Annotated in this window: 19 protein-coding genes; all 19 read right to left on the bottom strand. The window is 71.1% G+C overall.

Translation table 11 applies throughout. The features are described from left to right. Positions 1–93: 93 nt before the first annotated feature. Positions 94–1,287, bottom strand: coding sequence for a methionine adenosyltransferase (gene metK, locus RKD05_RS15785; protein WP_022877491.1), 1,194 nt, complete (start codon positions 1,285–1,287; stop codon positions 94–96). 106 nt (positions 1,288–1,393) lie between these two features. Beyond that, positions 1,394–1,648 (bottom strand): DNA-directed RNA polymerase subunit omega, encoded by a 255-nt coding sequence (gene rpoZ, locus RKD05_RS15780; protein WP_055837405.1) that lies wholly within the window; start codon positions 1,646–1,648, stop codon positions 1,394–1,396. A 68-nt stretch (positions 1,649–1,716) separates the two neighbouring features. Then, positions 1,717–2,631, bottom strand: coding sequence for a guanylate kinase (gene gmk / locus RKD05_RS15775; RefSeq protein WP_424711292.1), 915 nt, complete (start codon positions 2,629–2,631; stop codon positions 1,717–1,719). Then, positions 2,624–3,484, bottom strand: coding sequence for an orotidine-5'-phosphate decarboxylase (gene pyrF, locus RKD05_RS15770; protein ID WP_424711291.1), 861 nt, complete (start codon positions 3,482–3,484; stop codon positions 2,624–2,626). Before pyrF ends, gmk begins: the two co-directional genes overlap by 8 nt. After that, positions 3,481–6,768 carry a carbamoyl-phosphate synthase large subunit gene (gene carB, locus RKD05_RS15765; protein WP_424711290.1) on the bottom strand — a complete coding sequence of 1,096 codons (3,288 nt, stop codon included), beginning with the start codon at positions 6,766–6,768 and terminating at the stop codon, positions 3,481–3,483. The genes pyrF and carB overlap by 4 nt, the downstream gene beginning before the upstream one ends. Then, positions 6,761–7,933, bottom strand: a complete 1,173-nt coding sequence (gene carA / locus RKD05_RS15760) for a glutamine-hydrolyzing carbamoyl-phosphate synthase small subunit (protein ID WP_424711288.1) — start codon at positions 7,931–7,933, stop codon at positions 6,761–6,763. Before carA ends, carB begins: the two co-directional genes overlap by 8 nt. After that, positions 7,930–8,430, bottom strand: a complete 501-nt coding sequence (locus RKD05_RS15755) for a hypothetical protein (protein ID WP_424711286.1) — start codon at positions 8,428–8,430, stop codon at positions 7,930–7,932. Before RKD05_RS15755 ends, carA begins: the two co-directional genes overlap by 4 nt. Further along, on the bottom strand, positions 8,427–9,749 hold the full coding sequence (locus tag RKD05_RS15750; RefSeq protein WP_424711284.1) for a dihydroorotase: 1,323 nt from the start codon (positions 9,747–9,749) through the stop codon (positions 8,427–8,429). The genes RKD05_RS15755 and RKD05_RS15750 overlap by 4 nt, the downstream gene beginning before the upstream one ends. Then, positions 9,746–10,714 carry an aspartate carbamoyltransferase catalytic subunit gene (locus tag RKD05_RS15745; RefSeq protein WP_424711283.1) on the bottom strand — a complete coding sequence of 323 codons (969 nt, stop codon included), beginning with the start codon at positions 10,712–10,714 and terminating at the stop codon, positions 9,746–9,748. Before RKD05_RS15745 ends, RKD05_RS15750 begins: the two co-directional genes overlap by 4 nt. Continuing rightward, complete coding sequence (gene pyrR, locus RKD05_RS15740) at positions 10,711–11,241, bottom strand: bifunctional pyr operon transcriptional regulator/uracil phosphoribosyltransferase PyrR (protein ID WP_424711282.1); 531 nt, start codon at positions 11,239–11,241, stop codon at positions 10,711–10,713. Before pyrR ends, RKD05_RS15745 begins: the two co-directional genes overlap by 4 nt. Before the next feature lie 241 nt (positions 11,242–11,482). Continuing rightward, positions 11,483–13,684 carry an RNA polymerase recycling motor ATPase HelR gene (helR, locus tag RKD05_RS15735; RefSeq protein WP_424711281.1) on the bottom strand — a complete coding sequence of 734 codons (2,202 nt, stop codon included), beginning with the start codon at positions 13,682–13,684 and terminating at the stop codon, positions 11,483–11,485. Between the two features lie 280 nt (positions 13,685–13,964). Beyond that, positions 13,965–15,539 (bottom strand): Rieske 2Fe-2S domain-containing protein, encoded by a 1,575-nt coding sequence (locus RKD05_RS15730; RefSeq protein WP_424711280.1) that lies wholly within the window; start codon positions 15,537–15,539, stop codon positions 13,965–13,967. Positions 15,540–15,639: 100 nt separating this feature from the next. Beyond that, positions 15,640–18,588, bottom strand: coding sequence for a DEAD/DEAH box helicase (locus RKD05_RS15725; RefSeq protein WP_424711279.1), 2,949 nt, complete (start codon positions 18,586–18,588; stop codon positions 15,640–15,642). Between the two features lie 202 nt (positions 18,589–18,790). Next, positions 18,791–19,201, bottom strand: a complete 411-nt coding sequence (gene nusB / locus RKD05_RS15720; protein ID WP_424711277.1) for a transcription antitermination factor NusB — start codon at positions 19,199–19,201, stop codon at positions 18,791–18,793. A gap of 2 nt (positions 19,202–19,203) precedes the next feature. After that, complete coding sequence (efp, locus tag RKD05_RS15715) at positions 19,204–19,764, bottom strand: elongation factor P (RefSeq protein ID WP_424711275.1); 561 nt, start codon at positions 19,762–19,764, stop codon at positions 19,204–19,206. An 81-nt stretch (positions 19,765–19,845) separates the two neighbouring features. Beyond that, entirely contained in the window at positions 19,846–20,304 is a 459-nt protein-coding gene (locus RKD05_RS15710; RefSeq protein ID WP_424711274.1) for a type II 3-dehydroquinate dehydratase, read from the bottom strand. Positions 20,305–20,459: 155 nt separating this feature from the next. Beyond that, entirely contained in the window at positions 20,460–21,536 is a 1,077-nt protein-coding gene (gene aroB / locus RKD05_RS15705) for a 3-dehydroquinate synthase (protein ID WP_424711273.1), read from the bottom strand. Then, entirely contained in the window at positions 21,533–22,069 is a 537-nt protein-coding gene (locus RKD05_RS15700) for a shikimate kinase (RefSeq protein ID WP_424711272.1), read from the bottom strand. The genes aroB and RKD05_RS15700 overlap by 4 nt, the downstream gene beginning before the upstream one ends. After that, positions 22,056–23,282: a chorismate synthase gene (gene aroC, locus RKD05_RS15695; protein WP_424711271.1), complete on the bottom strand. Its 1,227-nt coding sequence runs from the start codon at positions 23,280–23,282 to the stop codon at positions 22,056–22,058. Before aroC ends, RKD05_RS15700 begins: the two co-directional genes overlap by 14 nt. Positions 23,283–23,284: the final 2 nt, after the last annotated feature.

Below are 23,284 nucleotides of genomic sequence, written 5' to 3'. Positions count from 1 at the left end.
GCTCCGCGCGTGTCGCGCCGCGCGCGGCGGAGCGGATCACGGGATGCCAGGGCAGCGGCGACGCGGTGCACGCCCGGCTCGGGCGCCCCCACGTCAGAGTCCGGCGGCGGTGCGCAGCGCGTCGACGCGGTCGGTGCGCTCCCACGTGAAGTCGGGCAGCTCGCGGCCGAAGTGACCGTACGCGGCCGTCTGCGCGTAGATCGGGCGGAGCAGGTCGAGCTGGTCGATGATCGCCTTGGGACGCAGGTCGAACACCTCGCGGATGGCCTTCACGATCGTCTCGTCGGCGACGTGCGCCGTGCCGAACGACTCGACGTACAGGCCGACGGGGTTCGCCTTGCCGATCGCGTACGCGACCTGCACCTCGAGGCGGTCGGCGAGACCGGCCGCGACGGCGTTCTTCGCGACCCAGCGCATCGCGTACGCCGCCGAGCGGTCGACCTTGGACGGGTCTTTGCCGCTGAAGGCGCCGCCGCCGTGGCGCGAGGCCCCGCCGTAGGTGTCGATGATGATCTTGCGGCCGGTGAGGCCCGCGTCGCCCTTGGGGCCGCCGATCACGAACGGACCCGCCGGGTTGATGTAGTACTGCACGTCGGGGAGCTCGAGGCCCGTGTCGCGCAGCACCGGGTCGATGACCTCGGCCTGCACGAGGGCGCGCAGCTCCTCCTGCGATATGTCGGGGTGGTGCTGCGTCGACAGCACGACGGAGTCGACCGTGCGCGGCGTGTGCCCGTCGTACCCCAGCGTGACCTGCGTCTTGCCGTCGGGGCGGAGGAACGGCAGCGTGCCGTCTTTCCGGACGGATGCCAGGCGCTCGGCGATGCGGTGCGCGGTCCAGGCCGCCATCGGCATGAGCTGCGGCGTCTCGTTCGTGGCGAAGCCGAACATGATGCCCTGGTCGCCCGCGCCCTGCAGGTCGCGCGGGTCGACCGAGCCGCGCTCGCGCTGCTCGAACGCCTTGTTGACGCCCGCGGCGATGTCGGACGACTGCGCGCCGATCGACACGCTGACGCCGCACGAATCGCCGTCGAAGCCGGTTTCGCTGGAGGTGTACCCGATGCGGTTGACGACGTCGCGCACGATCGCGGGGATCTCGACGTAGGCGCTCGTGGACACCTCGCCCGCGACGTGCACCAGGCCCGTGGTCACGAGGGTCTCGACGGCGACGCGCCCGGACGGGTCCTCGGTGAGGATGGCATCCAGGATGCTGTCGGAGATCTGGTCGCAGATCTTGTCGGGGTGTCCTTCCGTGACGGACTCGGACGTGAACAGGCGCAGGTCGGTCAAAGCGACTCCCGGTCGGTTTCGGGCTGGGGACGGGCACAAGTATGCCCCGGACGGCGGACAGCCGCCCGGGGCATCGTCACATCTGTGAACGGATCACACCTGTGGATTATTCGGCGGCGCGAAGGCGCAGCTTGTCCTCGTGGATCTCGTGCAGAGCGATCGTGAGCGGCTTGTCCTCGACGGTGGAGTCGACGAGCGGGCCCACGTTGTCGAAGAGGTTGCCCTCGTGCAGATCGGAGTAGTAGTCGTTGATCTGGCGCGCACGCTTGGACGCGTAGATCACGAGCTGGTACTTCGAGTCGACCTTGTCGAGCAGCGCGTCGATGGGCGGGTCGATGATGCCCTTGTCACGTCCGGCCATGGGGAACCTCCTGGTTCGGCGGGATGGGGTGGATGCGGCGCCCGTCGGCGCCGAAGCATCCTCGTATTCTATCCGACGTCGGGGCGACGTGCGGCGAGGGCCACGACCTCGGCCGCGGCGCGCGCGACCTCGTCGTTGACGACCCGGTAGTCGAACTCGTTCTGCGCCGCGAGTTCGGTGCGGGCGGTGCGGAGGCGCCGCGCCCGTTCCTCGGCATCCTCGGTCCCGCGGCCGACGAGGCGCTGGACGAGCTCGTCCCAGCTCGGCGGCAGCAGGAACACGAGCGTTGCGGAGGGATCCGCGGCGCGCACCTGGCGGGCGCCCTGCAGGTCGATCTCGAGCAGCGCCGTGCCGCCGTCGGCGAGGACGCGCTCGATGGGCTCGCGGGGCGTGCCGTAGCGGTGCGTGTTGTGGACCGTCGCCCACTCCAGCAGCTCCCCCTCCGCGACGAGCCGGTCGAACTCGGCGTCGTCCACGAAGTAGTAGTGCTCACCGTCGACTTCACCCGGGCGCGGTGCGCGCGTGGTCGCCGAGACCGACAGGTGGATCTCGGGGAAGTGCTCCTTGATGTACGCGGCGACCGTGCCCTTGCCGACGGCCGTGGGACCGGCGAGCACGACGAGGCGGCTGCGCCCGTCGCGCGGACCCGGCTCGGGCCACCGCGCGTCGAGGTAGCCGCGGAGGGCGTCGCGCTGGCGGGAACCGAGACCCCCGAGGCGCTTCACCGGCGAGATGCCGAGAGAGGCGAGGATGCGATCGCGCTTGCTCTCGCCGATCGCGGGGATCGCGGTCAGGAACTCGGTCACGCGCATCGCGCCGGCCGCCGAGAGCGGGTCTGCGAGCCCGCGGCGCAGCAGCTCCTGCGGGGTGATCACACGGGTGGACACGTCGCGCTTGAGCGCGGCGCGCTCGCGGCGGGCGGCGACGGCGCGGCGGGAGGCCGCGGCGCGATCGACCTCGGGCGGACGACGGGAATCAACCATTCAGGGCCTCCCGGTACAGGTCGGCGCGGGCGGTGATCCGGTCGGCGAGGCGGGCCGGTCCGACGGCGAGGACGCTGCGGCTCTCGTTCGCGACGACCGCCTTCGCGACGTACCCGAACAGGCGGCGGAGGTCGGCGGGATCGGCTCCCTGCGCCCCGAAGCCTGGCGCGAGGATCGGCATCCCGGCCAGCGTCACATCTCCGAGGCCGAACGCGGCCCGGTCGACGGTGGCGCCGACGACGACGCCGATCGAGCCCAGCGCACCGGGCGCGCCGATGTTCGCCTCGTTGACGTCGTGGGCGACGCGCGCGGCGACGTACTCGTGGTCGCCGACGGCGAGGGCGTCGTCGACGATCGCGCTCTGCACGGGCCGCGCCTCGGGGTTGCTCGTGGCGGTGAGGACGAACGCACCCTTGCCGTGGCGCACCGCGAACGAGAGGGTCGCTCGCAGTGAATCGGCGCCGAGGTAGGGCGTGAGGGTCACGGCATCCGCCTCCAGGGGCGCACCGGGCTCGAGCCACGCCGAGGCGTAGCCCTCCATCGTCGTTCCGATGTCACCGCGCTTCGCGTCGGCGATCACGATCAGACCCGCGGCGCGTGCCGCGGCCATCACGTCCTCCAGTGCGGCGAAACCCTTCGAGCCGTAACGCTCGTAGAAGGCGACCTGCGGCTTCACGATGCCGACCCGCTCCGCGGCGGCCTCGACCACCCGCAGGCCGAACTCCCGCGCGCCCTCGGGCGTGGCATCCAGCCCCCACGCCGACAGCAGTGCGGCGTGGGGGTCGATGCCGACGCACAGGGAACCTCGGGTCTCGAGGGCTGCCGCCAGGCGCTGGCCGAACGTCTCGCTCACAGGCGACCCGCGCGGTCGACGGCGTACTCCTGGAGGCTGCGGACCGCGAAGCCGTCCTTCATCGCGCCGAGCGCGCTCACGGCGGCACCGAGCACGGCCATCGTCGTGAACAGCGCCTTGTCGGCGGCGACCGCCGCGGCACGGATCTCGTAACCGTCCGCGCGGGCCGTTCCCCCGCTCGGCGTGTTGACGATCATGTCGATCTTGCCGTCGTTGATGAGGTCGACCACGTTCTGCTCGCCCGAACCCTGCGTCTCCGAGTACTTCTCGACGACCTGGACCCGGATGCCGTTGCGGGCGAGGATCTCGGCCGTGCCCTGGGTGGCCATGAGCTCGAAGCCGAGCTCCTGCAGCCGGTGGGCGGGGAGGATGACCGCGCGCTTGTCGGCGTCGGCGACGGAGATGAACACCGTGCCAGAGGTCGGCATGCCGCCGTACGCGGCCTCCTGCGACTTCGCGAACGCCGTCGGGAAGTCGCGGTCGATGCCCATGACCTCACCGGTCGAGCGCATCTCTGGTCCGAGCACCGAGTCGACGGTGCGGCCGTCGGCCGTGCGGAACCGCTTGAACGGCAGCACGGCCTCCTTGACGGCGACCGGGGCGTCCAGCGGCACGCGCGAGCCGTCGCTCTCGGGCAGCAGGCCCTCGGCGATGAGCTCGGCGATCGTGCTGCCGGCCATGATGCGGCTGGCGGCCTTGGCGAGCGGGATGCCGAGCGCCTTGGATACGAACGGCACGGTGCGGCTCGCGCGGGGGTTCGCCTCGATGACGTAGAGCACGCCGGCCGAGATCGCGAACTGCACGTTCAAGAGGCCCCGGACGCCGACGCCCCGCGCGATCGCGAGCGTCGCCTCCCGCACGCGGTCGACCTCGGTGCGGCCGAGGCTCACGGGCGGCAGGGTGCAGGACGAGTCGCCGGAGTGGATGCCGGCCTCCTCGAGGTGCTCCATGACGCCGCCGATGTACAGGTCGGTGCCGTCGAACAGCGCGTCGACGTCGAGCTCGATCGCGTCGTCGAGGAAGCGGTCGACCAGGAGCGGGAGGCCGGGGCCGATGATCGCCTGGTCGGCGACGCGGACGAAGTAGTCGCGCAGCGCCTCGGTCGAGTACACGATCTCCATGCCGCGGCCGCCGAGCACGAAGCTCGGGCGCACGAGCACCGGGTAGCCGATCTCCTCGGCGACCTGGACGGCCCCCTCGACGTCGATCGCGGTGCCGTTGCGGGGCGCGACGAGACCGGCGTCGTCGAGCAGGCGCGAGAACAGCTCGCGCTCCTCGGCGAGGTCGATCGCCTCGGGGCTGGTGCCGAGGATCGTGTAGCCGGCGGCCTCGATGCCCTTGGCCAGGCCGAGCGGCGTCTGTCCGCCGAGCTGGCAGACGACCCCGAGGATCTGGCCGGACCGGCTCTCGGCGTGCAGCACCTCGAGCACGTCCTCGAGCGTCAGCGGCTCGAAGTACAGGCGGTCGCTGGTGTCGTAGTCGGTCGACACGGTCTCGGGGTTGCAGTTGACCATGATCGTCTCGTACCCGGCATCCGACAGCGCGAAGGAGGCGTGCACGCACGAGTAGTCGAACTCGACTCCCTGGCCGATGCGGTTCGGGCCCGAACCGATGATGACGACCTTGGTGCGGTCGGACGGCGTGACCTCGGTCTCCCAGTCGTAGCTGGAGTAGTGGTACGGCGTGAGCGCCGGGAACTCCCCCGCGCACGTGTCGACCGTCTTGTACACCGGACGCACGTCGAGCGCGTACCGGATGCCGCGCACCTCGGCCTCGTCGAGACCCCGCAGCTGCGCGATCTGGACGTCGCTGAAGCCGTGCTCCTTCGCGAGGCGGAGGGTGTCGGCATCCAGTTCGCCGGCCGTGCGGATGATCTCGGCGACCTCGTTGATGAGGACGATCTGGTCGATGAACCAGGGGTCCATCGCGGTCGCCTCGAACGCCTGCTCGGGCGTCGCACCGAGGCGCAGCGCCTGCTGCAGCACGACGATACGGCCGTCGGTCGGCGTCTTCGAGATCTCGAGGAGCTCCTCGACCGACCGCGACTCCTCGCCCCAGTGGAAGCTGGAGCCGCGCTTCTCGAGCGAGCGCAGCGCCTTCTGCAGGGCCGTGGTGTAGTTGCGGCCGATCGCCATCGCCTCGCCCACCGACTTCATGGTGGTGGTGAGGGTCGTGTCGGCGGCGGGGAACTTCTCGAAGTTGAAGCGCGGCACCTTCACCACGACGTAGTCGAGCGTGGGCTCGAAGCTCGCCGGGGTCACCTTCGTGATGTCGTTCGGGATCTCGTCGAGGCGGTAGCCGATCGCGAGCTTCGCGGCGATCTTCGCGATCGGGAAGCCCGTGGCCTTCGACGCGAGCGCCGAGGAGCGCGAGACGCGCGGGTTCATCTCGATGACGATGATGCGACCGGTCGCCGGGTCGACGGCGAACTGGATGTTGCAGCCGCCGGTGTCGACGCCGACCGCGCGGATGATGTCGATGCCGATGTCACGCATCTTCTGGTACTCGCGGTCGGTGAGGGTGAGCGCCGGGGCGACGGTGATCGAGTCACCGGTGTGCACACCCACGGGGTCGACGTTCTCGATCGAGCAGACCACCACGGTGTTGTCGTGGGTGTCGCGCATGAGCTCGAGCTCGTATTCCTTCCAGCCGAGGATCGACTCCTCGAGCAGGACCTCGTGCGTCGGCGAGTCGTGCAGACCCGCACCGCCGATGCGGCGGAGGTCGGTTTCGTCGTACGCGAAGCCGGAGCCGAGACCGCCCATCGTGAACGAGGGGCGGACGACCAGCGGGTAGCCCAGCTTCTCGGCGCCGGCGAGCAGCTCGTCCATCGAGTGGCAGATCACCGAGTCGGCGACGTCCGCGCCGGACTCGATCACGAGCTCCTTGAAGATCTGACGGTCCTCGCCCTTGCGGATGGCGTCGACCTTCGCGCCGATGAGCTCCACCCCGTACTTGACCAGGATGCCGCGGTCGTGGAGCGCCATGGCCGCGTTCAGGGCCGTCTGGCCACCGAGCGTGGGGAGGATGGCATCCGGCTTCTCCTTGGCGATGATCGTCTCGATCACCTCGGGGGTGATCGGCTCGATGTACGTCGCGTCGGCGAAGTCGGGGTCGGTCATGATCGTCGCCGGGTTGGAGTTGACGAGGATCACGCGCACGCCCTCCTCGCGGAGGACGCGGCACGCCTGGGTGCCGGAGTAGTCGAACTCGCAGGCCTGACCGATGACGATCGGGCCGGAGCCGATGACGAGGACGGAGCGGATGTCGTCGCGCTTAGGCATTCTTCTTCGTCTCCTGAGTCGCGAGCACCATGTCGCGGAAGCGGTCGAACAGGTAGTTGGCGTCGTGGGGACCGGCGGCGGCCTCGGGGTGGTACTGCACGCTGAACGCCGGGATGTCGAGGGCGCGCAGGCCCTCGACCACGTTGTCGTTGAGGCCGATGTGGCTCACCTCGACGCGGCCGTAGCCGTGCGGGCTGTCGACGACCGCGTCCAGCGGCGCCTCGACGGCGAAACCGTGGTTCTGCGACGTGATCTCGACGCGGCCGGTGGTCTTGTCGAGCACCGGCTGGTTGATGCCGCGATGGCCGAACGGCAGCTTGTACGTGCCGAAGCCGAGGGCGCGGCCGAGCAGCTGGTTGCCGAAGCAGATGCCGAAGAACGGCAGGCCCTCGTCGAGCACCGCACGGAGCAGCTCGACGTGCTGGTCGCTCGCGGCCGGGTCGCCCGGGCCGTTGGAGTAGAACGCCGCGACCGGCTCGATCGCGCGGATCTCGTCGATCGTCGCCGACTGCGGGAACACGTGCACGTCGAACCCGCGGGCGGCGAGGTTGTCGATCGTGGACTGCTTGACGCCCAGATCGAGCACCGCCAGGTTGCCGATGCGCTCGGCGGTCGCCGGGGTGACCTCGACCTCGGTGACCGACACCTCGGCGGACAGGTTGCGGCCGGCCATGCCGGGGGCGGCGAGCACCCGGCGCAGCTGCTCGTCCTCATCGAGGTTCACCGCGTCGCCCGAGAAGACGCCACCGCGCATGCTGCCCGACGAACGGATGCGGCGCGTGAGCGCGCGGGTGTCGATGCCGGAGATGCCGACGATGCCGTCCTCGACGAGGGCATCGTCGAGCGAACGGTTGGCGCGCCAGTTCGACACGACGCGCGAGGGGTCGCGCACCACGTAGCCGGCGACCCAGATGCGGCGGGACTCGGGGTCTTCGTCGTTCACACCCGTGTTGCCGATGTGCGGGGCGGTCTGCAGCACGATCTGACCGGCGTACGAGGGGTCGGTGAGGGTCTCCTGGTAGCCGGTCATGCCGGTGGCGAAGACGACCTCGCCGAAGGTCTCACCGCGGGCGCCGTACGCGCGGCCGGGGTAACGGGTGCCGTCTTCCAGCACCAGGACGGCGGGTTCGCGCGAGATGCGCGGAGGGGAGATCAGGGCGGTCATGCGTCGCTTCCTGTCGAGATGAGCGGACGGATGGCGTCGGCGAGGGATCGGGCCGAGGCATCCTGGGGTCGGAGGTAGGTGTCGACGACGGTGTCGTCGTCGATGCGCCAGCTGACGCGCGTCAGGCCGTCGCGCTCCACCACGCGGTCGATGGCGACCGTGGCAAGGGCAGCGTCGACGAGGCGGTCACGGGTGAGCGCGATGCGAGGCTGGCCCGGCAGGTCGAGGGCGATCCCGGCCGAGGTGACCGTGACGTCCACGCGGGAGCGGAACGCGAGGCCGCGGATCGCGAGGCGCTCCAGGGGCTCGTCGTGCCGTGTGGTCGCGACGTACAGACCCGGGAACACACCCGTCTCCACGGCGCCGTCGGGAAGCTCTCCCACCGGGGCGGAGTAGCGCGCATCGCGCCGCGTTCGTCGGAGCCAGGCCAGGGCGAAGACCGCCAGCAGGACGACGGCGACACCCGCCATCACCAGCAGGGCGCCCTCGCGCGTCACGCGAGCACCCCCGGCGCCTCGAGCACCGCACCGTCGACGACGGTCGGGATGCCGGAGCGCACGGTCCAGCGGATCTCGCCCGGCAGCTCGCGACCGAGGTACGGCGAGTTCTTGCTGCGACCGCGGAGGTCGCCGAGCCCGAATGTGCGCGCGGGGCGCGGGTCGTACAGCGTGAAGCTCGCGGGGGTGCCGGCGGTGAGCGGAGTGCCGTGGCCGTCGAGACGACCGATGCGGGCGGGCGTGCGCGACATGACGCGGGCGACGTCGATCCACTCCAGCAGCCCGGTCTCGACCATGGCCTGGTGGACGACGCGCAGCGCGCTCTCGAGACCCACCATGCCGTTCGCGGCGGCGGCCCACTCGCACGACTTCGCCTCGGCGGGGTGCGGCGCGTGGTCGGTCGCGACGATGTCGATCGTGCCGTCGGCCAGACCCTCGCGCACCGCGAGCACGTCCTCCTCGCGGCGCAGCGGCGGGTTCACCTTGAACCGCGCGTCGTAGTCGCGCACGAGCTCGTCGGTGAGCAGCAGGTGGTGCGGCGTCACCTCGGCGGTGACGTTCACGCCGCGCTTCTTGGCCCAGCGGATGATGTCGACCGACCCGGCCGTCGACAGGTGGCACACGTGCAGGCGCGAGCCCACGTGCTCGGCGAGCAGCACGTCGCGCGCGATGATCGACTCCTCGGCGACCGCCGGCCACCCGGCGAGCCCCAGCTCGGCGGAGACGGCGCCCTCGTTCATCTGCGCGCCCTCGGTCAGCCGCGGATCCTGCGCGTGCTGCGCGATCACGCCGTCGAATGCCTTCACGTACTCGAGCGCTCGCCGCATGATGAGCGGGTCGAAGACGCAGAAGCCGTCGTCGCTGAAGACGCGGACGCGGGCGCGCGAGTCGGCCATCGCGCCGAGCTCGGCGAGACGCTCGCCCTTCTGCTCGACCGTCACGGCGCCGATCGGCTGCACGTGGACGTAGCCCGCGGCCTCACCGAGCGCGAGCTCCTGCTCGACGACTCCGGCCGTGTCGGCGACGGGCGACGTGTTCGGCATCGCGAAGACGGTGGTGAAACCGCCGGCCGCGGCGGCGCGGGAACCGGTGGCGACGGTCTCGGATGCCTCGTACCCGGGCTCGCGCAGGTGCACGTGCAGGTCGACGAGTCCGGGGAGGGCGATGAGCCCGTCGGCATCCACGACCGTCGCGCCGGCGTGCGAGAGGCCGGTTCCGGTCTCGGCGATGACGCCGTCGCGGACGAGGAGGTCGGTGGCATCCCGGCCTTCGATCCGCGCGCCGCGCACCAGCAGGGTGTGGGAGGGGGCGTGGCTCATCGAAGGTCCTCTTTCTCGGAGTCGGTCCGCGCGCCCGCCAGCAGCAGGTACAGCACGGCCATGCGCACGGAGACGCCGTTCGCGACTTGCTCGAGAACCGTCGAGCGCGGCGAGTCGGCGGCTTCGGCGGAGATCTCCAGACCGCGATTCATCGGGCCGGGGTGTAGAACGATGCTACCGTCCGGCAGCGCGTCCAGGCGCCGCGCGTCGAGACCGTACCGGCGGGAATACTCCCGTTCAGTCGGGAAATACGCGGCACTCATCCGCTCGAGCTGGATGCGGAGCATCATGAGGGCGTCGGGACCGGCCGCGATCCCGCGGTCCAGGTCGTACTCGACCTCGACCGGCCAGCCGCTGACGTCCTGCGGGACCAGCGTCGGCGGCGCGACGAGCGTCACGTGGGCGCCGAGCGTGTGCAGCAGCCACACGTTCGACCGCGCGACGCGCGAGTGCAGCACGTCGCCGACGATCGTGACCCGGATGCCGTCCAGCCCACGGCCGCGGCTGTCGTCGCCGAAAAGGCGCTTGCGGATCGTGAACGCGTCGAGCAGCGCCTGCGTCGGGTGCTCGTGCGTCCCGTCGCCGGCGTTCACCACGCCCGCGGTGATCCAGCCGCTGGTGGCGAGGGTGCGCGGAGCCCCGGACGCGCCGTGGCGGATGACGACGGCATCCGCCCCCATCGCCTGGAGGGTCTGCGCGGTGTCCTGCAGCGACTCGCCCTTGCTGACGCTCGAGCCCTTCGCGGAGAAGTTGATGACGTCGGCGCTCAGGCGCTTCGCGGCGGCCTCGAACGAGATGCGGGTGCGGGTGGAGTCCTCGAAGAAGAGGTTCACCACGGTCTTGCCGCGGAGCGTGGGCAGCTTCTTGACCTCACGGCGCTGCGTGTCGGCCATGTCCTCGGCGACGTCGAGGATCTCGAGCGCTTCGGCGCGCGTGAGGTGCTGGGTGTCGAGGAGGTGCCTCATGATTCGATCGTCACCTCTTCGATGCCGTCGACCTCGGCGAGGCGTACGTTCACGCGCTCGTCGCGGGCCGACGGGAGGTTCTTGCCGACGAAGTCGGGGCGGATGGGCAGCTCGCGGTGGCCGCGGTCGATCAGCGTCGCCAGCCGAACGGCGGCGGGGCGGCCGATGTCCTGCAGAGCGTCGAGCGCGGCTCGGATGCTGCGGCCCGAGAACAGCACATCGTCGACCAGAACGACGACCTTGCCGTCGATGCCACCCGCGGGGATGCGCGTCGTGTGCGGCGCCCGCGTGGGGTTGCGGTGCAGATCGTCGCGGTACATCGTCACGTCGAGCGCGCCGACCGGAACGGCCGCTCCCCCGAACTCGCTGATCAGCGGAGCGATGCGATCGGCGAGGGTGACACCGCGGGTCGGGATCCCGAGGAGGACGAGTCCTTCCGGTCCTTTGTTGGACTCCAGGATCTCGTGCGAGATGCGCGTCAAAGCGCGGGCGATGTCGGCATCGTGCATGACGGTGCGCGTACTCATCCGCTGCTCCCTTCTCCGCCTCACAGGACGGGGTTAAAGGTTGCCGTGGTTCTTCCTCGAGTGTAGCGGGTGTGTATGACGGATGCCGTGTGCGCCGGGCTGTGCAGGAGGGGTGGCGCGGACGTGTGGCGACGCAGCAGCCCGCGCGACGGGAGGAGATTCGGCGGGCGGAGGACGGATGCCGCGGTCTCGGTCCTCCCCTGCCCGAATCTCCTCCGCTCACCGCCGCAGCCGTCGTCGGCTACTTCAGCACCACGAGCCGCTGCGTCGCGCGCGTCATCGCGACGTACCGATCCACCGCGCCCGTGATCCCGTCGCCGAAGCGAGAGGGCTCGACGAGGACGACGAGGTCGAACTCCAGCCCCTTCACCCGCTGCGGGTCGAGCGACGAGACCCGCTCGCGCGGCACGAAGTCCGCGGCACCGATCACCACTGCCGTCCCCTCGGCGCTTCCCCGCTCCCACGCGGCGACGATCTCGGCGAGATCGGAGCGCGCGCCGTACTCCACGGGGACGCCCGTCCGCCGGATGGACTCCGGCACGTTCGCGTCGGGCAGCACGGCGCGGATCACCGGGGCCGCGGCATCCATCACCTCCCCCGGGGTGCGGTAGTTCACGTGCAGCGTCGCGATCCGCACGCGCTCGACGCCCACCCGCGCGAGCCGGTCCTCCCACGACTCGGTGAAGCCGTGGCGCGCCTGCGCGCGGTCGCCCACGATCGTGAGGCTCCCGGACGGGCAGCGCCGCAGCAGCATGCGCCACTGCGCGTCGGTGAGTTCCTGCGCTTCGTCGACGATGACGTGGGCGAACGGGCCCGCGAAGGGATCGAGGGCGGATGCCGCGTGGCTCTCGAGCGTTCGCCGGAGGTCCTGCCCGCGCAGCATCGACATCACCCGCATGTCGCCGTCGTCGGCGGCGATGAGGTCGGTCACGACGTCGGACATGATCCGCCGCTCCTCTGCCGCCTCCCGCCGTGCCCGACGCTCCGCGGCTTCCCGGCGCGGATCGCCCACCTCCTGACGGGCCGCGTCGAGCAGTGGCAGGTCCGACTCGGTCCAGGCCTCCGGCACGCCGCGATCGACGAGCGCCGCGAGGTCGTCGGCCGCCAGCCACGGCGCGCACCGGCGGAGCAGGGCCGCGTTCGTGAGCAGCCCGCGGAGCACGGCATCCGGATCGAGAAGCGGCCACGCGCCGTCGAACAGCGCTCGAAGGTCGTCGTCGTTCTCGAGCGCTTCGCGGGGGGATTCGTCCTCGTCCCAGCCGGAGCCGTAGGCGTCGAAGTCGTCGCGCGAGCGGGATGCCTCGCCCCACCCCTCGTCCCACGCGTCGGTCGCGCCGCCGCGCAGCTCGTCGTCGACGCGTTCTTCGAGCAGCGTGAGCAGCCGCTCCCACGCGCGCGTCCGCAGCTCGTTGTGGGCGACGACACCTATGCCGTCGAAGACCTCGGCCCATTCGGCCGCGTCGACGACGACGGTGCCCCACGCGGTGTCCACGGGTGTGCTCCGCGTCGGCGGGCGCTGCCACCGCCGCACGGCGGCCTCGACCGCGTCGATCATGCGGCCGTCGCCGAGCACGCGGCGAAGGCGCGGATCGGGCTCGGGGTTCACGCGTGCCTCTCCGGCGAGGTCGTTCACCGCGCACACGAGGGCGCCCTCCTCGCCGAGGCCGGGCAGGACGTCGTCCACGTAGTCGACGTACGGGCGATGCGGGCCGACGAAGAGCAGCCCTTCGCTCTCCCCCTGCATCCGCGGGTCCGAGTAGAGCAGGTACGCGGCGCGGTGCAGTGCGACGACGGTCTTCCCCGTCCCCGGGCCGCCGTCGACGACGAGCGCACCGCGGGCGTGCGCGCGGATGATGGCATCCTGATCCGTCTGGATCGTCGCGAGCACGTCGCGCATCTTGGGCGATCGACTGGCGCCCAGGCTCGCGATGAACGCCGACTGTTCGTCGAGCGCCGCCCCGGCATCCGGGCCGTCGCCGAACACCTCGTCCCAGAAGTCGACGATGCGTCCCGCGCGCCAGCGGTAGCGCCGGCGGCTGCGGAGCCCCTCCGGGTGCGCGGCCGTCGCCGCGAAGAAGGGACGGGATGCCGGGGCCCGCCAGTCCAGCAGGAGCCGTTCGCCCGTGGCATCCACCATCCCGAACCGGCCGACGTACGTCACGGTGCCGGTCTCGTCGACCATCCGCCCGATGCACGCGTCGAGGCCGAAGCGGCGCAGGACGCGGAGCCGTGTCGACAGCTGCTGCACCTCGAGGTCGCGTTCGAGGGCGCGTTGGCCGCCCGCGTGCTCCCGACGCAGCGCGGCGAGTCGGAGCTCGACCCGCTCCCCCTCGGCGGCGAGGGCGGCCGCGATCGCGGCGAACCGCTGCTCGTCGTCGCCGATGAGCGCGGCCTTGTCGTGCAGTCGCTCGGGCAGAGCGAACGGGCTGGTGTTCGTGTGCATCGCCGGTGTCCCCTTCGTGCGCCGAATGCGCGCGGGACCTGCGATTTTGCATCACAGAGGGGGCCTTGCGGCAAGCCCGGGGTCGGGCGCGATAATGGAAGGGGAAGGGGAACCCGTTTCTGCCCTCTCCTGACGCCCCCCCCGCGACGGGAGGAGATCCGGGCGGCGGAGGATGGATGCCGCGGATGCGGTCCTCCCCCGGCGGAATCTCCTCCGCTCACGTGGGCGTCGCTGCGCCCCGGCGGCGCGACGTTGGGTGCCTCGGCGTTGCCGCGGCGGCTCAGCCCGCCGCGACCTCCGCGGCCTTCTCCTTCGCGAGGCCCGACGGCGTCGAACGGATCGGGTGACCCGTCGTCGTCAGGCAGCGGCCGGAGGCGAGGTCCCATTTCCAGTCGTGCAGCGAGCAGGTGAGGACGCCGTCCTCGATCTTGCCGGTCTTGGTGAGGTCGGCGCGCAGGTGCGGGCACCGGCGCTGGACGGTCCAGCCGTCGATCTCGGCATCCTCGGTCTGGTCGGACTGCTCGGCGTACCAGTTCTCGACGTACTCGATGCGGTCACGCGACAGGCACTTGAGGAACGTCGTGAGGAACTCGTTGAACTTGCCCGACCGGCCCACCTCGAACTGCATCGACAGGAAGATCGAGTTCGACCAGTCGATCTCGTGATCGCGGATGTTCGTCGACACGAGGTCGGCGGGGATCGTGTACCAGTAGATGCACTCCTCGCCGGCGTACTCGCGGAGCTTCGCCTTCGGGAAGTCCACGACCATGTCGAGCTCGCCGATGCGGAAACGCACCATGCCGCCCACGCCGTTGCGGATCGTGCGGGCGCGACGCAGCAGCGGCTCCCACCACTCCTTCAGCGCCGCGAGCATCTCGGCCGGCGGGATGATCTCGGCACGGGATGCCTCTTCCGCCCGGATCTCGGCCTGGCGGCTGTCGCGCTGCTCGGCGAGGTAGTCCCACTTGTCGCCGAAGATGCGGTCGATCTCGGCATCCGTGAAGAGAGTCTGCGTGACGGTCACGTCGGAGCCCTGCACCTCGACCTCGGTGCCGGGGAGGAACAAGTGGCCCTGCTGATCGGGGCGCAGCTCCTTCATGTGGGCGAGGAACTCTCGCTGGTCGGTGAAGATCGAGTCGTTCTCGAGGCCCGTGCCGTTGTAGCGGAACAGGGCCTCGCGCAGGAACATCGGCGGGCCCGCCATGGGGAAGACGTGGGCGGCATCCACCTTCTCGATGTAGTACATCGCGCGCTTGTTCTGCGCGTCGCGCTTGAGCTGCGCGAAGTTCTGCTTGGCGTCCTGGGGCAGGTCGTAGACCATGGGCCACCAGATCGCGCCCGAAACCTGGGTGAAGTACGCGTCGGGCTTGCCGAAGTCGAAGAGCTTCTCGAGGTCGAGGGGGTGCGAGTCGTTCTGGTTCAGGATGGATGCCGTGCCGTCATCGACCGACAGCGAGGAGTCGCCGATGGGGCCGTCCGAGGGGGCGCGGAGCGGGGTGACCATGAGCTTGAGGTCGCCGAACTGCAGCGGCACCCCCGCCTCGGTGCGGACGAGGTTCGTGTAGCCGAGGGCGATGAGGTCCTGCTCGAGGTCGTCGGTGGGGTACTCGGGCAGCAGGACCCGGATGTCCTTCGAGACGCAGCGCTCGAGCATCGCCGGGTCGAAGTGATCGCGGTGCCGGTGCGAGATGTAGAGGAAATCGGCCTTGCCGTACCGCTCCCAGTCGAGCGCGCGGTTGTCGGGGAACGGGAACCACGAGCCGAAGAAGCTCGGGCCGATCACGGGGTCGCAGAGGATGCTGCCGCCCGCGGTCTCGATGAACATTCCCGCGTGGCCGAGGCCGGTGATCTTCATATCGCTCCTGTCCGTGAGAACTTATCGAGTCTACGCGGGGGTCTGCTGTGCGCCGGGTGGGCGCGGCGGCTTCGCGTGCCGGCGGCGCCGCGCCGGTGTGTCAGCCGCCGAGGATCCCCCGGATGTCGTCGGCATCCAGCGCGTTCGCGAACGCCTCGCCGTCGTCGAGCACCGCGCGCGAAAGGGCGGCCTTGCGCTGTTGCAGCTCCAGCACCTTCTCCTCGACGGTGCCCGCGGCGATGAGGCGATAGACGAAGACGCTGTTCGTCTGCCCGATGCGGTGGGTGCGGTCGATGGCCTGCGCCTCGGCGGCGGGGTTCCACCACGGGTCGAGGAGGAACACGTACTCCGCCTCTACGAGCGTCAGGCCGAAGCCGCCGGCCTTGAGGCTGATGAGGAACACGGGGGCGTCTCCCCCGCGGAACCCCTCGACGACCTCGCCGCGCCGGGAGGTCGAGCCGTCGAGGTGCGCGTAGGCGAGGCCGGCGGCATCCAGCCGTTCCGCCGCGAGATCGAGGAACGACGTGAACTGACTGAAGACCAGCGCACGATGACCCTCGGATGCCACCTCGACCAGACGTTCGAGCAGGACGTCGAGCTTCGCCGATCCCAGGTGCGCGTCGCGCTCGTCGATGAGGCCGGGCGCGAGCGCGAGCATGCGCAGCAGCGTGATCGAGCGGAACACGATGAACCGCTGCCGGTCGAGGTCGTCGAGGAGCCCCAACACCTTCTGCCGCTCGCGCTGCAGCACGCGGTCGTACAGCTCGCGGTGCGCGGGCGTGAGGGGGACGGCGATCGTCTGTTCCTGCTTCGGCGGCAGGTCGGCGGCCACGACGTCCTTCGTGCGGCGCAGCAGGAACGGTCGCACGCGCGAGCGCAGGCGAGCGAGGCTGCCGCGGCGGTGCGCCTCGGCCGCGGCGACCGACAGCTCGGTCGGGGCGTCGGACGGCAGCTGCTCGATCGCGCGGACGTACTCCTCGCGGAATCGCCGCGCCGACGGGTACAACCCCGGCGCCACGAGCGCCAGCAGCGCCCACAGGTCGTCGAGGCCGTTCTCGATCGGGGTGCCGGTGACCGCGAAGACCGAGTCGGCGCGCAGCGCGGCGACGGCGCGGTGGATGCGTGTCGCCGGGTTCTTCACGAACTGGGCTTCGTCGAGCACCACCCCAGCCCACGCGGGAACGCCGAACTCGGCGTCATCCGTGCGCACGACGCCGTACGGTGCGACCACGAGGTCGGCGCCGTCGGCAAGCTGCGCGATCGTCCGCGTGCGCCGCACGGAGGTCGCCTCGACCGTCACGACGCGCAGGTCGGGCGCAAAGCGGGCCGCCTCCGCGCCCCACGTCGGCAGCACCGACGTCGGCGCGACGACGAGCCACGGCCGCCGCTCCCCCGTCGCGCGCGCATGCGCGATGAGCGCGAGGATCTGCACGGTCTTCCCGAGACCCATGTCGTCGGCGAGGATGCCACCGAGCCGGTGCGCGCGCAGCAGCGCGAGCCACGCGAGACCGTCGCGCTGGTACGGGCGGAGCTCGGCGCGGAACCCGGGTGGCGTCTCGACGGCGGGAACGGATGCCACGTCCCGCAGCGCGCGGGCAAGGTCGCGCCACTCGACCGCGGCGGTGGACTCGTCGGCCAGGTCCTCGAAATCGCTCCACAGCGCCAGGTGGCGGCGCGGGATGCGCGGGCCCGTCTCCCACTCGTCGAGCTCGGCGGCCTCCTCGAGCAGATCCCGGAGGCGTTGCAGCGACGGATGCGCGAGGGAGAACCACGCCCCATCAGAGAGCTTGATGCGCGTGCGGCCGCGTGACAGCGCGCTGAAGAGCGTGCCGAACGGGATCGTGCGTCCGTCGATCACGACGACGATGCCGAGGTCGAACCAGTCGCGGTCGGGCGACGGCACCGCGGTGATCGTGAGCGACGGGTCGCCGCGCAACTCGCGGAACGCCGGCACGGGTCCCCGCGTGATCACGCGGACGTCGTCGAGGAGGTCGAGGGCAGGCAGCACGCGCGTCGCGAACGCGGCGGCGTCGGCGTCGCGCAGCAGCTCCCTGGCCTTGACCGGCAGATCGGCGCGCTCTGCCCAGGTCGTTTCGACCCTGCCCGCGATCTCGCCCTCGGCGCGGGAGTCGCGCTCGTCGTCGGCCGGCGTTCCGTAGGCCGCGCGGATGCCGCCCGGGTACACCCAGTCGAGCGCGTACTCGACGGACTCGTCGTCGCGGTACACCACGGTGACCTCAAGCGTCGGTCGAGGAGGCGGAGGCGCCGGGACGCCCGGCGCCACGGCGAGCGGAACTCGCCGCGCGAGCCGCGGGTAGGCGTCGGCGAGGAACTCCCCCGCGTCCTCGGCCGGCACGACGACCGGCCCGTCGCTCAGCAGGGCCGGCAGGGGGTCGGGCAGCGCGACGGGGCTCAGGACCAGCGGGATCGGGTCGCGGTCGACCTCGAACGAGAAGATCCCCGCCGTGCCGAGGGGCCGCACGTGCGTGGCTTCCACGGTCCGTCCGTCGATCTCGATGGCCGCCGCGAGACGCAGTCCGCCGCCGGCCGCGGTGTCGACCGACACGCGCGCCGTCGCCTCCGACGCGAGGTGCACGCTCTGCTGGGGGTGCATCGGGACGATCGGGATGCCGAGCCCCGCCGCCGCGCGCAGGTGGGGCCACAGCAGGGGCGACGCGATCGAGTCGAGGGCGACGGTGTCGCTCGCCGCGACGAACGGTCCGGTCGTGCGCATCGCCTGCGCGAGGGCGTGGAGTTCGGCGAACCAGCCGACGTGCGACGGGTCGAAGCGGCCGGTGGATCGACGTACCGCGTCCCACGTGGCATCCGCTCGGATCCAGGTCTCGCGCGCACCGCGCACGAGCGGCCGGGCGACGAGTTGGAGCTCGTCCTGCCGCCGCGCGAGCATGCGGGGCGTCACCGGGTCGATGGACCGGGCTTCCCACCGCCCGGGGTCGTACGCCTCGCGCTGGCGCAGCTCGATGCCGAGCGCCAGCGCGTCGAAGCCGGGGCGCTCGGCGTCGGGCAGGAGGCCGCGCCAGGTGCTCATGCGGTGATCCTGACAGGGGGCACCGACATGGGCACCGTGCGCTGCTTCAGCGTCCAAGACACGCGGATGCGACGCCGCCCTATCCGCGTGTCTTGGACACTCAACGCGCCCGAAGCGTCCTCCACGCGCCACGACCCCACCCGCACACGCGACGACGCGACCCGCGAGGAACGCGGGTCGCGTCGGAACACGTCGGCGGGGATCAGGACGAGCGGGCGATCCGGGCGAGGACGCCGTGCACGAACGAGCCGGAGTCGTCGGTCGAGAACTCCTTCGCGAGCTCCACGGCCTCGTCGATCGCGACGGCGGTGGGCACCTCGTCGTTGTACAGGATCTCCCACGCACCGATGCGCAGCAGGGCGCGGTCGACGGCGGGCATGCGCTGCAGCGACCAGTCCTTCGCGAACGTCGTGATCTGCTCGTCGATCGCCTCGAGGTTGTCGATCACGCCGTCGACGATGTCGCGGGCGTACAGCCACGACGCCTGACGGTCGGGCTCGGACGCGGCGCGCTTGGCCTCGACCGCGAGCATGACCGGGAGTTCCTCACCGCGGACGTCGGCCTGGAACAGGATGTCGAGGGCGCGCTTGCGCGCCTTGCTACGGGCGCTCAAGGTCAGCTGATGCGGCCGAGGTACTCGCCCGTGCGAGTGTCGACCTTGATCTTGGTGCCGGTCTCGAGGAACAGCGGGACCTGCATCTCGTAGCCGGTCTCGACGGTGGCGGGCTTGGTGCCGGCCGAGGAGCGGTCGCCCTGCAGACCCGGCTCCGTGTAGGTGACCTCGAGCACGACGGACGGCGGGAGCTCGATGTACAGCGGGTTGCCGTTGTTCAGCGCGATCTGCACCTGCTGGTTCTCGAGCAGGAAGTTGGCCGCGTCGCCCACGGTCGCCGCGCCGACGGTGATCTGGTCGTAGTCGGCGACGTCCATGAAGACGAAGCCTTCGCCGTCGTTGTACAAGTAGGTGAAGTCGCGGCGGTCGACGTTCTCGATGTCGACCTTGGCGCCGGCGTTGAACGTGCGGTCGACGACCTTGCCGCTCATGACGTTCTTGAGCTTCGTGCGGACGAACGCGCCGCCCTTGCCCGGCTTGACGTGCTGGAACTCCACCACGCTCCAGAGCTGACCGTCGATGTTGAGGACGACGCCGTTCTTGATGTCTGCGGTGGATGCCATGAGGTTCGATGTTCCGTTTCGTGAGTCGGTGGGGCGTCGCGTCGGCGCTCGCCCAGCGATCCAGTCTACGCGATGGGTCGCTCAGCCGTCGGCGCGGCCGCTGATGACGTCGACGAGCAGGTCGACGGCCCGCGCGTACCCGGGGACGCCCTCGCCGATCACGTGGACGGCGGCGACGTCCTCGATGTACGAGAAGTGCCGGAAGCTCTCGCGCTCCTTGATGTTCGAGATGTGCACCTCGGCGACCGGAAGAGCCACGGATGCCAGGGCGTCGCGCAGCGCGACGGACGTGTGTGTGAATCCTCCGGCGTTGATCACGATGCCGGCGCAGTCGAGCCGGGCGGCGTGGATCGCGTCGATGAGCACGCCCTCGTGGTTGCTCTGGATCGCGCGGACCTCGAGACCGTGGCGGCCGGCGGCGTCGGTGGTCACGCGCTCGACGTCCGCGAGGGTGTCGCGCCCGTAGATCTCGGGTTGGCGGGTCCCGAGCAGGTTGAGGTTCGGACCGTTGACGAGGAGAAGGCGACGCGGCGTGCTCACCCCGAGCACGTTATCAGCGCGCTGGGTCGTGGCATCCCCCGTCTCACGTGCGCCGAAGTTCGCAGATTCGCACGTTCCTCGCAGAATCCGGCCGTAATGCTGCGAGATTCGCGGGATTCTGCGAACGAGCGCGTGGCCGACCGGATGCCGGGGCCTTACGCCCCGACCTCCTGGTAGGCCGCGAAGAGCAGCGACTCGTCGGGGGCCTGCAGGACCGTGGGGCGGGCGAGGTCGTCGAGCACGATGAAGCGCAGCATGCTGCCGCGCGACTTCTTGTCGCGCTGCATCGTCGCCTTGAGCGTCTGCCACGCGCCGGCGCGGTAGGTCGTGGGGAGCCCGAGGGACTCGAGCACGTCGCGGTGGCGCTGGGCGACGTCGTCGGACAGGCGGCCGGCCAGACGCGACAGCTCGGCCGCGAACACCATGCCGACCGAGATCGCGGCGCCGTGGCGCCAGCGGTACCGCTCGGCGTGCTCTATCGCGTGGCCGAGCGTGTGTCCGTAGTTCAGGACTTCGCGGAGGCCCGCTTCGCGCAGGTCCTCCCCCACGACCCGCGCCTTCATGTCGATCGCGAGCTCGACGCAGCGGCGGAACGCGTCCCCCCTCGGATCGACGATCCCCGACGGGTCGGCCTCGATGAGATCGAGGATCTCCGGATGCCAGATGAAACCGGCTTTCACGACCTCGGCGAACCCGGCCGTCGCCTCGTTCTTCGATAGCGTGTCGAGCAGGTCGAGGTCGCACACGACGGCGGTGGGCGGCCAGAAGGCACCCACGAGGTTCTTGCCCTCCGCCGTGTTGACGCCCGTCTTGCCGCCGACGGCCGCGTCGACCATCGCGAGCACCGTCGTCGGCACCTGCACCACCGCGACGCCGCGCAGCCATGTCGCTGCGACGAACCCGGCGAGGTCGGTGACGGCTCCGCCGCCGAAGCCGATGACGGCATCCGTCCGCGTGAAATCGGCCTGGCCCATGACCTGCCAGCAGAACGCGGCGACCTCGATGCGCTTGCCCGCCTCGGCATCAGGGATCTCGGCGAGCAGCACCTGCCGGTCGCCGACGAGCTGCGCGCGCAGGGTCTCGGCCTGTGCGGCGAGGGTCGGCGGGTGCACGATGAGCACCTTCTGCGCCGCCGCGGGCAGCTTCTCGCCGAGCGCCGCGAGCAGGCCGCGCCCGATCGTGATGTCGTACCCGGGGTCGCCGGCGACGGTGATGGTCGTGGTGTCGGTCATGGGGTCTCCTGGGCCGGGACGGGGCGCGCCCAGGCCACAATGTCGTCGACCACGCGAGCCAGCGGGCCCGACGACGTGTCGAAGGCGATGTCGGCGGCCGCTTCGTAGATCGGTCGCCGTTCTTCGTAGATGCGGAGCCAGCGCTCCGCCGGGTCCTCGCCGCCCAGCAGCGGACGTTCGTCGCCGTGGATCCGGGATGCCACGACGTGCGGCGCCACGGTCAGCAGCACCACGCGGTGCTGCGTCAGCCGCTCGCGGGTGACCGGGTCGAGCACCGCTCCCCCGCCGAGCGCGACGACACCGCCCCTCCCGAGGGCTTCGGCCACGGCATCCCGTTCCACCGCGCGGAAGTGCGCTTCGCCGTGGGCGAGGAAGAGGTCGCGGATCGGACCGTGGTCGCGCACGACGATCTTGTCGGTGTCGCTGAACGTCTCGCCGAGGGCGCGCGCGACGCGGCGACCGACGCTCGTCTTGCCCGCGCCCATCGGTCCGATGAGCACGAGCGCGCCGGCGCCGGCCTCAGCCGAGGTCATGCGCGAGCAACGCCGCGTCGGAGGCGTCGGTGGTGCGCAGCGTCTCGGGCAGGTGCGCGAGGTACGTCTCGAGGTTGCGGCGCGTCTCGGCGACGTTGTCGCCGCCGAACTTCTCCAGCACCGCGTCGGCGAGCGTGATCGCGACCATCGCCTCCGCCACGACACCCGCGGCCGGGACCGCGCACACGTCGGAGCGCTGGTGGTGCGCGGCGGCCGTGTCGCCCGTGGCGACGTCGACGGTGCGGAGCGCGTGCGGGATCGTGGCGATGGGCTTCATGCCCGCGCGCACCCGCAGCACGGTGCCGGTCGACATGCCGCCCTCGGTGCCGCCCGCGCGGTCGGACGAGCGGGTGATGCCGTCCTCCGTCGCGAACAGCTCGTCGTGCGCCTGCGACCCGCGACGGGTCGTGGTGAGGAAGCCGTCGCCGACCTCGACGCCCTTGATCGCCTGGATGCTCATCAGGGCCTGGGCGAGCTTGGCATCCAGTCGACGATCCCACTGCACGTGCGAGCCGAGCCCCGGCGGGAGGCCGTACGCGAGCACCTCGACGATGCCGCCGAGCGTGTCACCGGCCTTCTTCGCGTCGTCGACCTCGGCGACCATCGCCGCGGAGGTCTCGGGGTCGAAGCAGCGCAGCGGATCGGCGTCGAGGAGGTCGACGTCGTCGGGCGTCGGCAGCGCCGCGCCCTCGGGCACGCGGACGGGACCGATCGAGAGCGTGTGGCTGACGAGGCGGATGCCGAGCTCGCCGAGGAACGCGCGGGCGACGGCGCCGAGCGCGACGCGGGCCGCGGTCTCGCGGGCGGACGCGCGCTCGAGGATCGGCCGCGCCTCGTCGAAGCCGTACTTCTGCATGCCGACGAGGTCGGCGTGGCCCGGGCGAGGGCGCGTGAGGGCGGCGCCGCGACCGCGTGAACGGTCGGACAGCTCGACCGGCTCGGGGTTCATGACCTCGACCCACTTCGGCCACTCGGTGTTGCCGATGCGCAGCGCGATGGGGCTGCCGATCGTGAAGCCGTGCACGATGCCGGTCGAGAGCGTGAGCTCGTCCTCCTCGAACTTCATCCGCGAGCCGCGGCCGTAGCCGAGCTTGCGCCGAGCGAGGTCCGCGCGGATCTGCGCGGGCGAGATCGGGACGCCGGCCGGCATCCCCTCCATGAGGGCGACCAGTTCGGGGCCGTGGGATTCCCCGGCCGTGAGCACGCGAAGCATGC

Source organism: Microbacterium sp. SLBN-111 (assembly GCF_049739645.1).
Classification (GTDB): domain Bacteria; phylum Actinomycetota; class Actinomycetes; order Actinomycetales; family Microbacteriaceae; genus Microbacterium.
The sequence above is the reverse complement of the archived record's forward strand: the minus strand, read 5'-3'. Positions and strand labels throughout refer to the sequence as shown.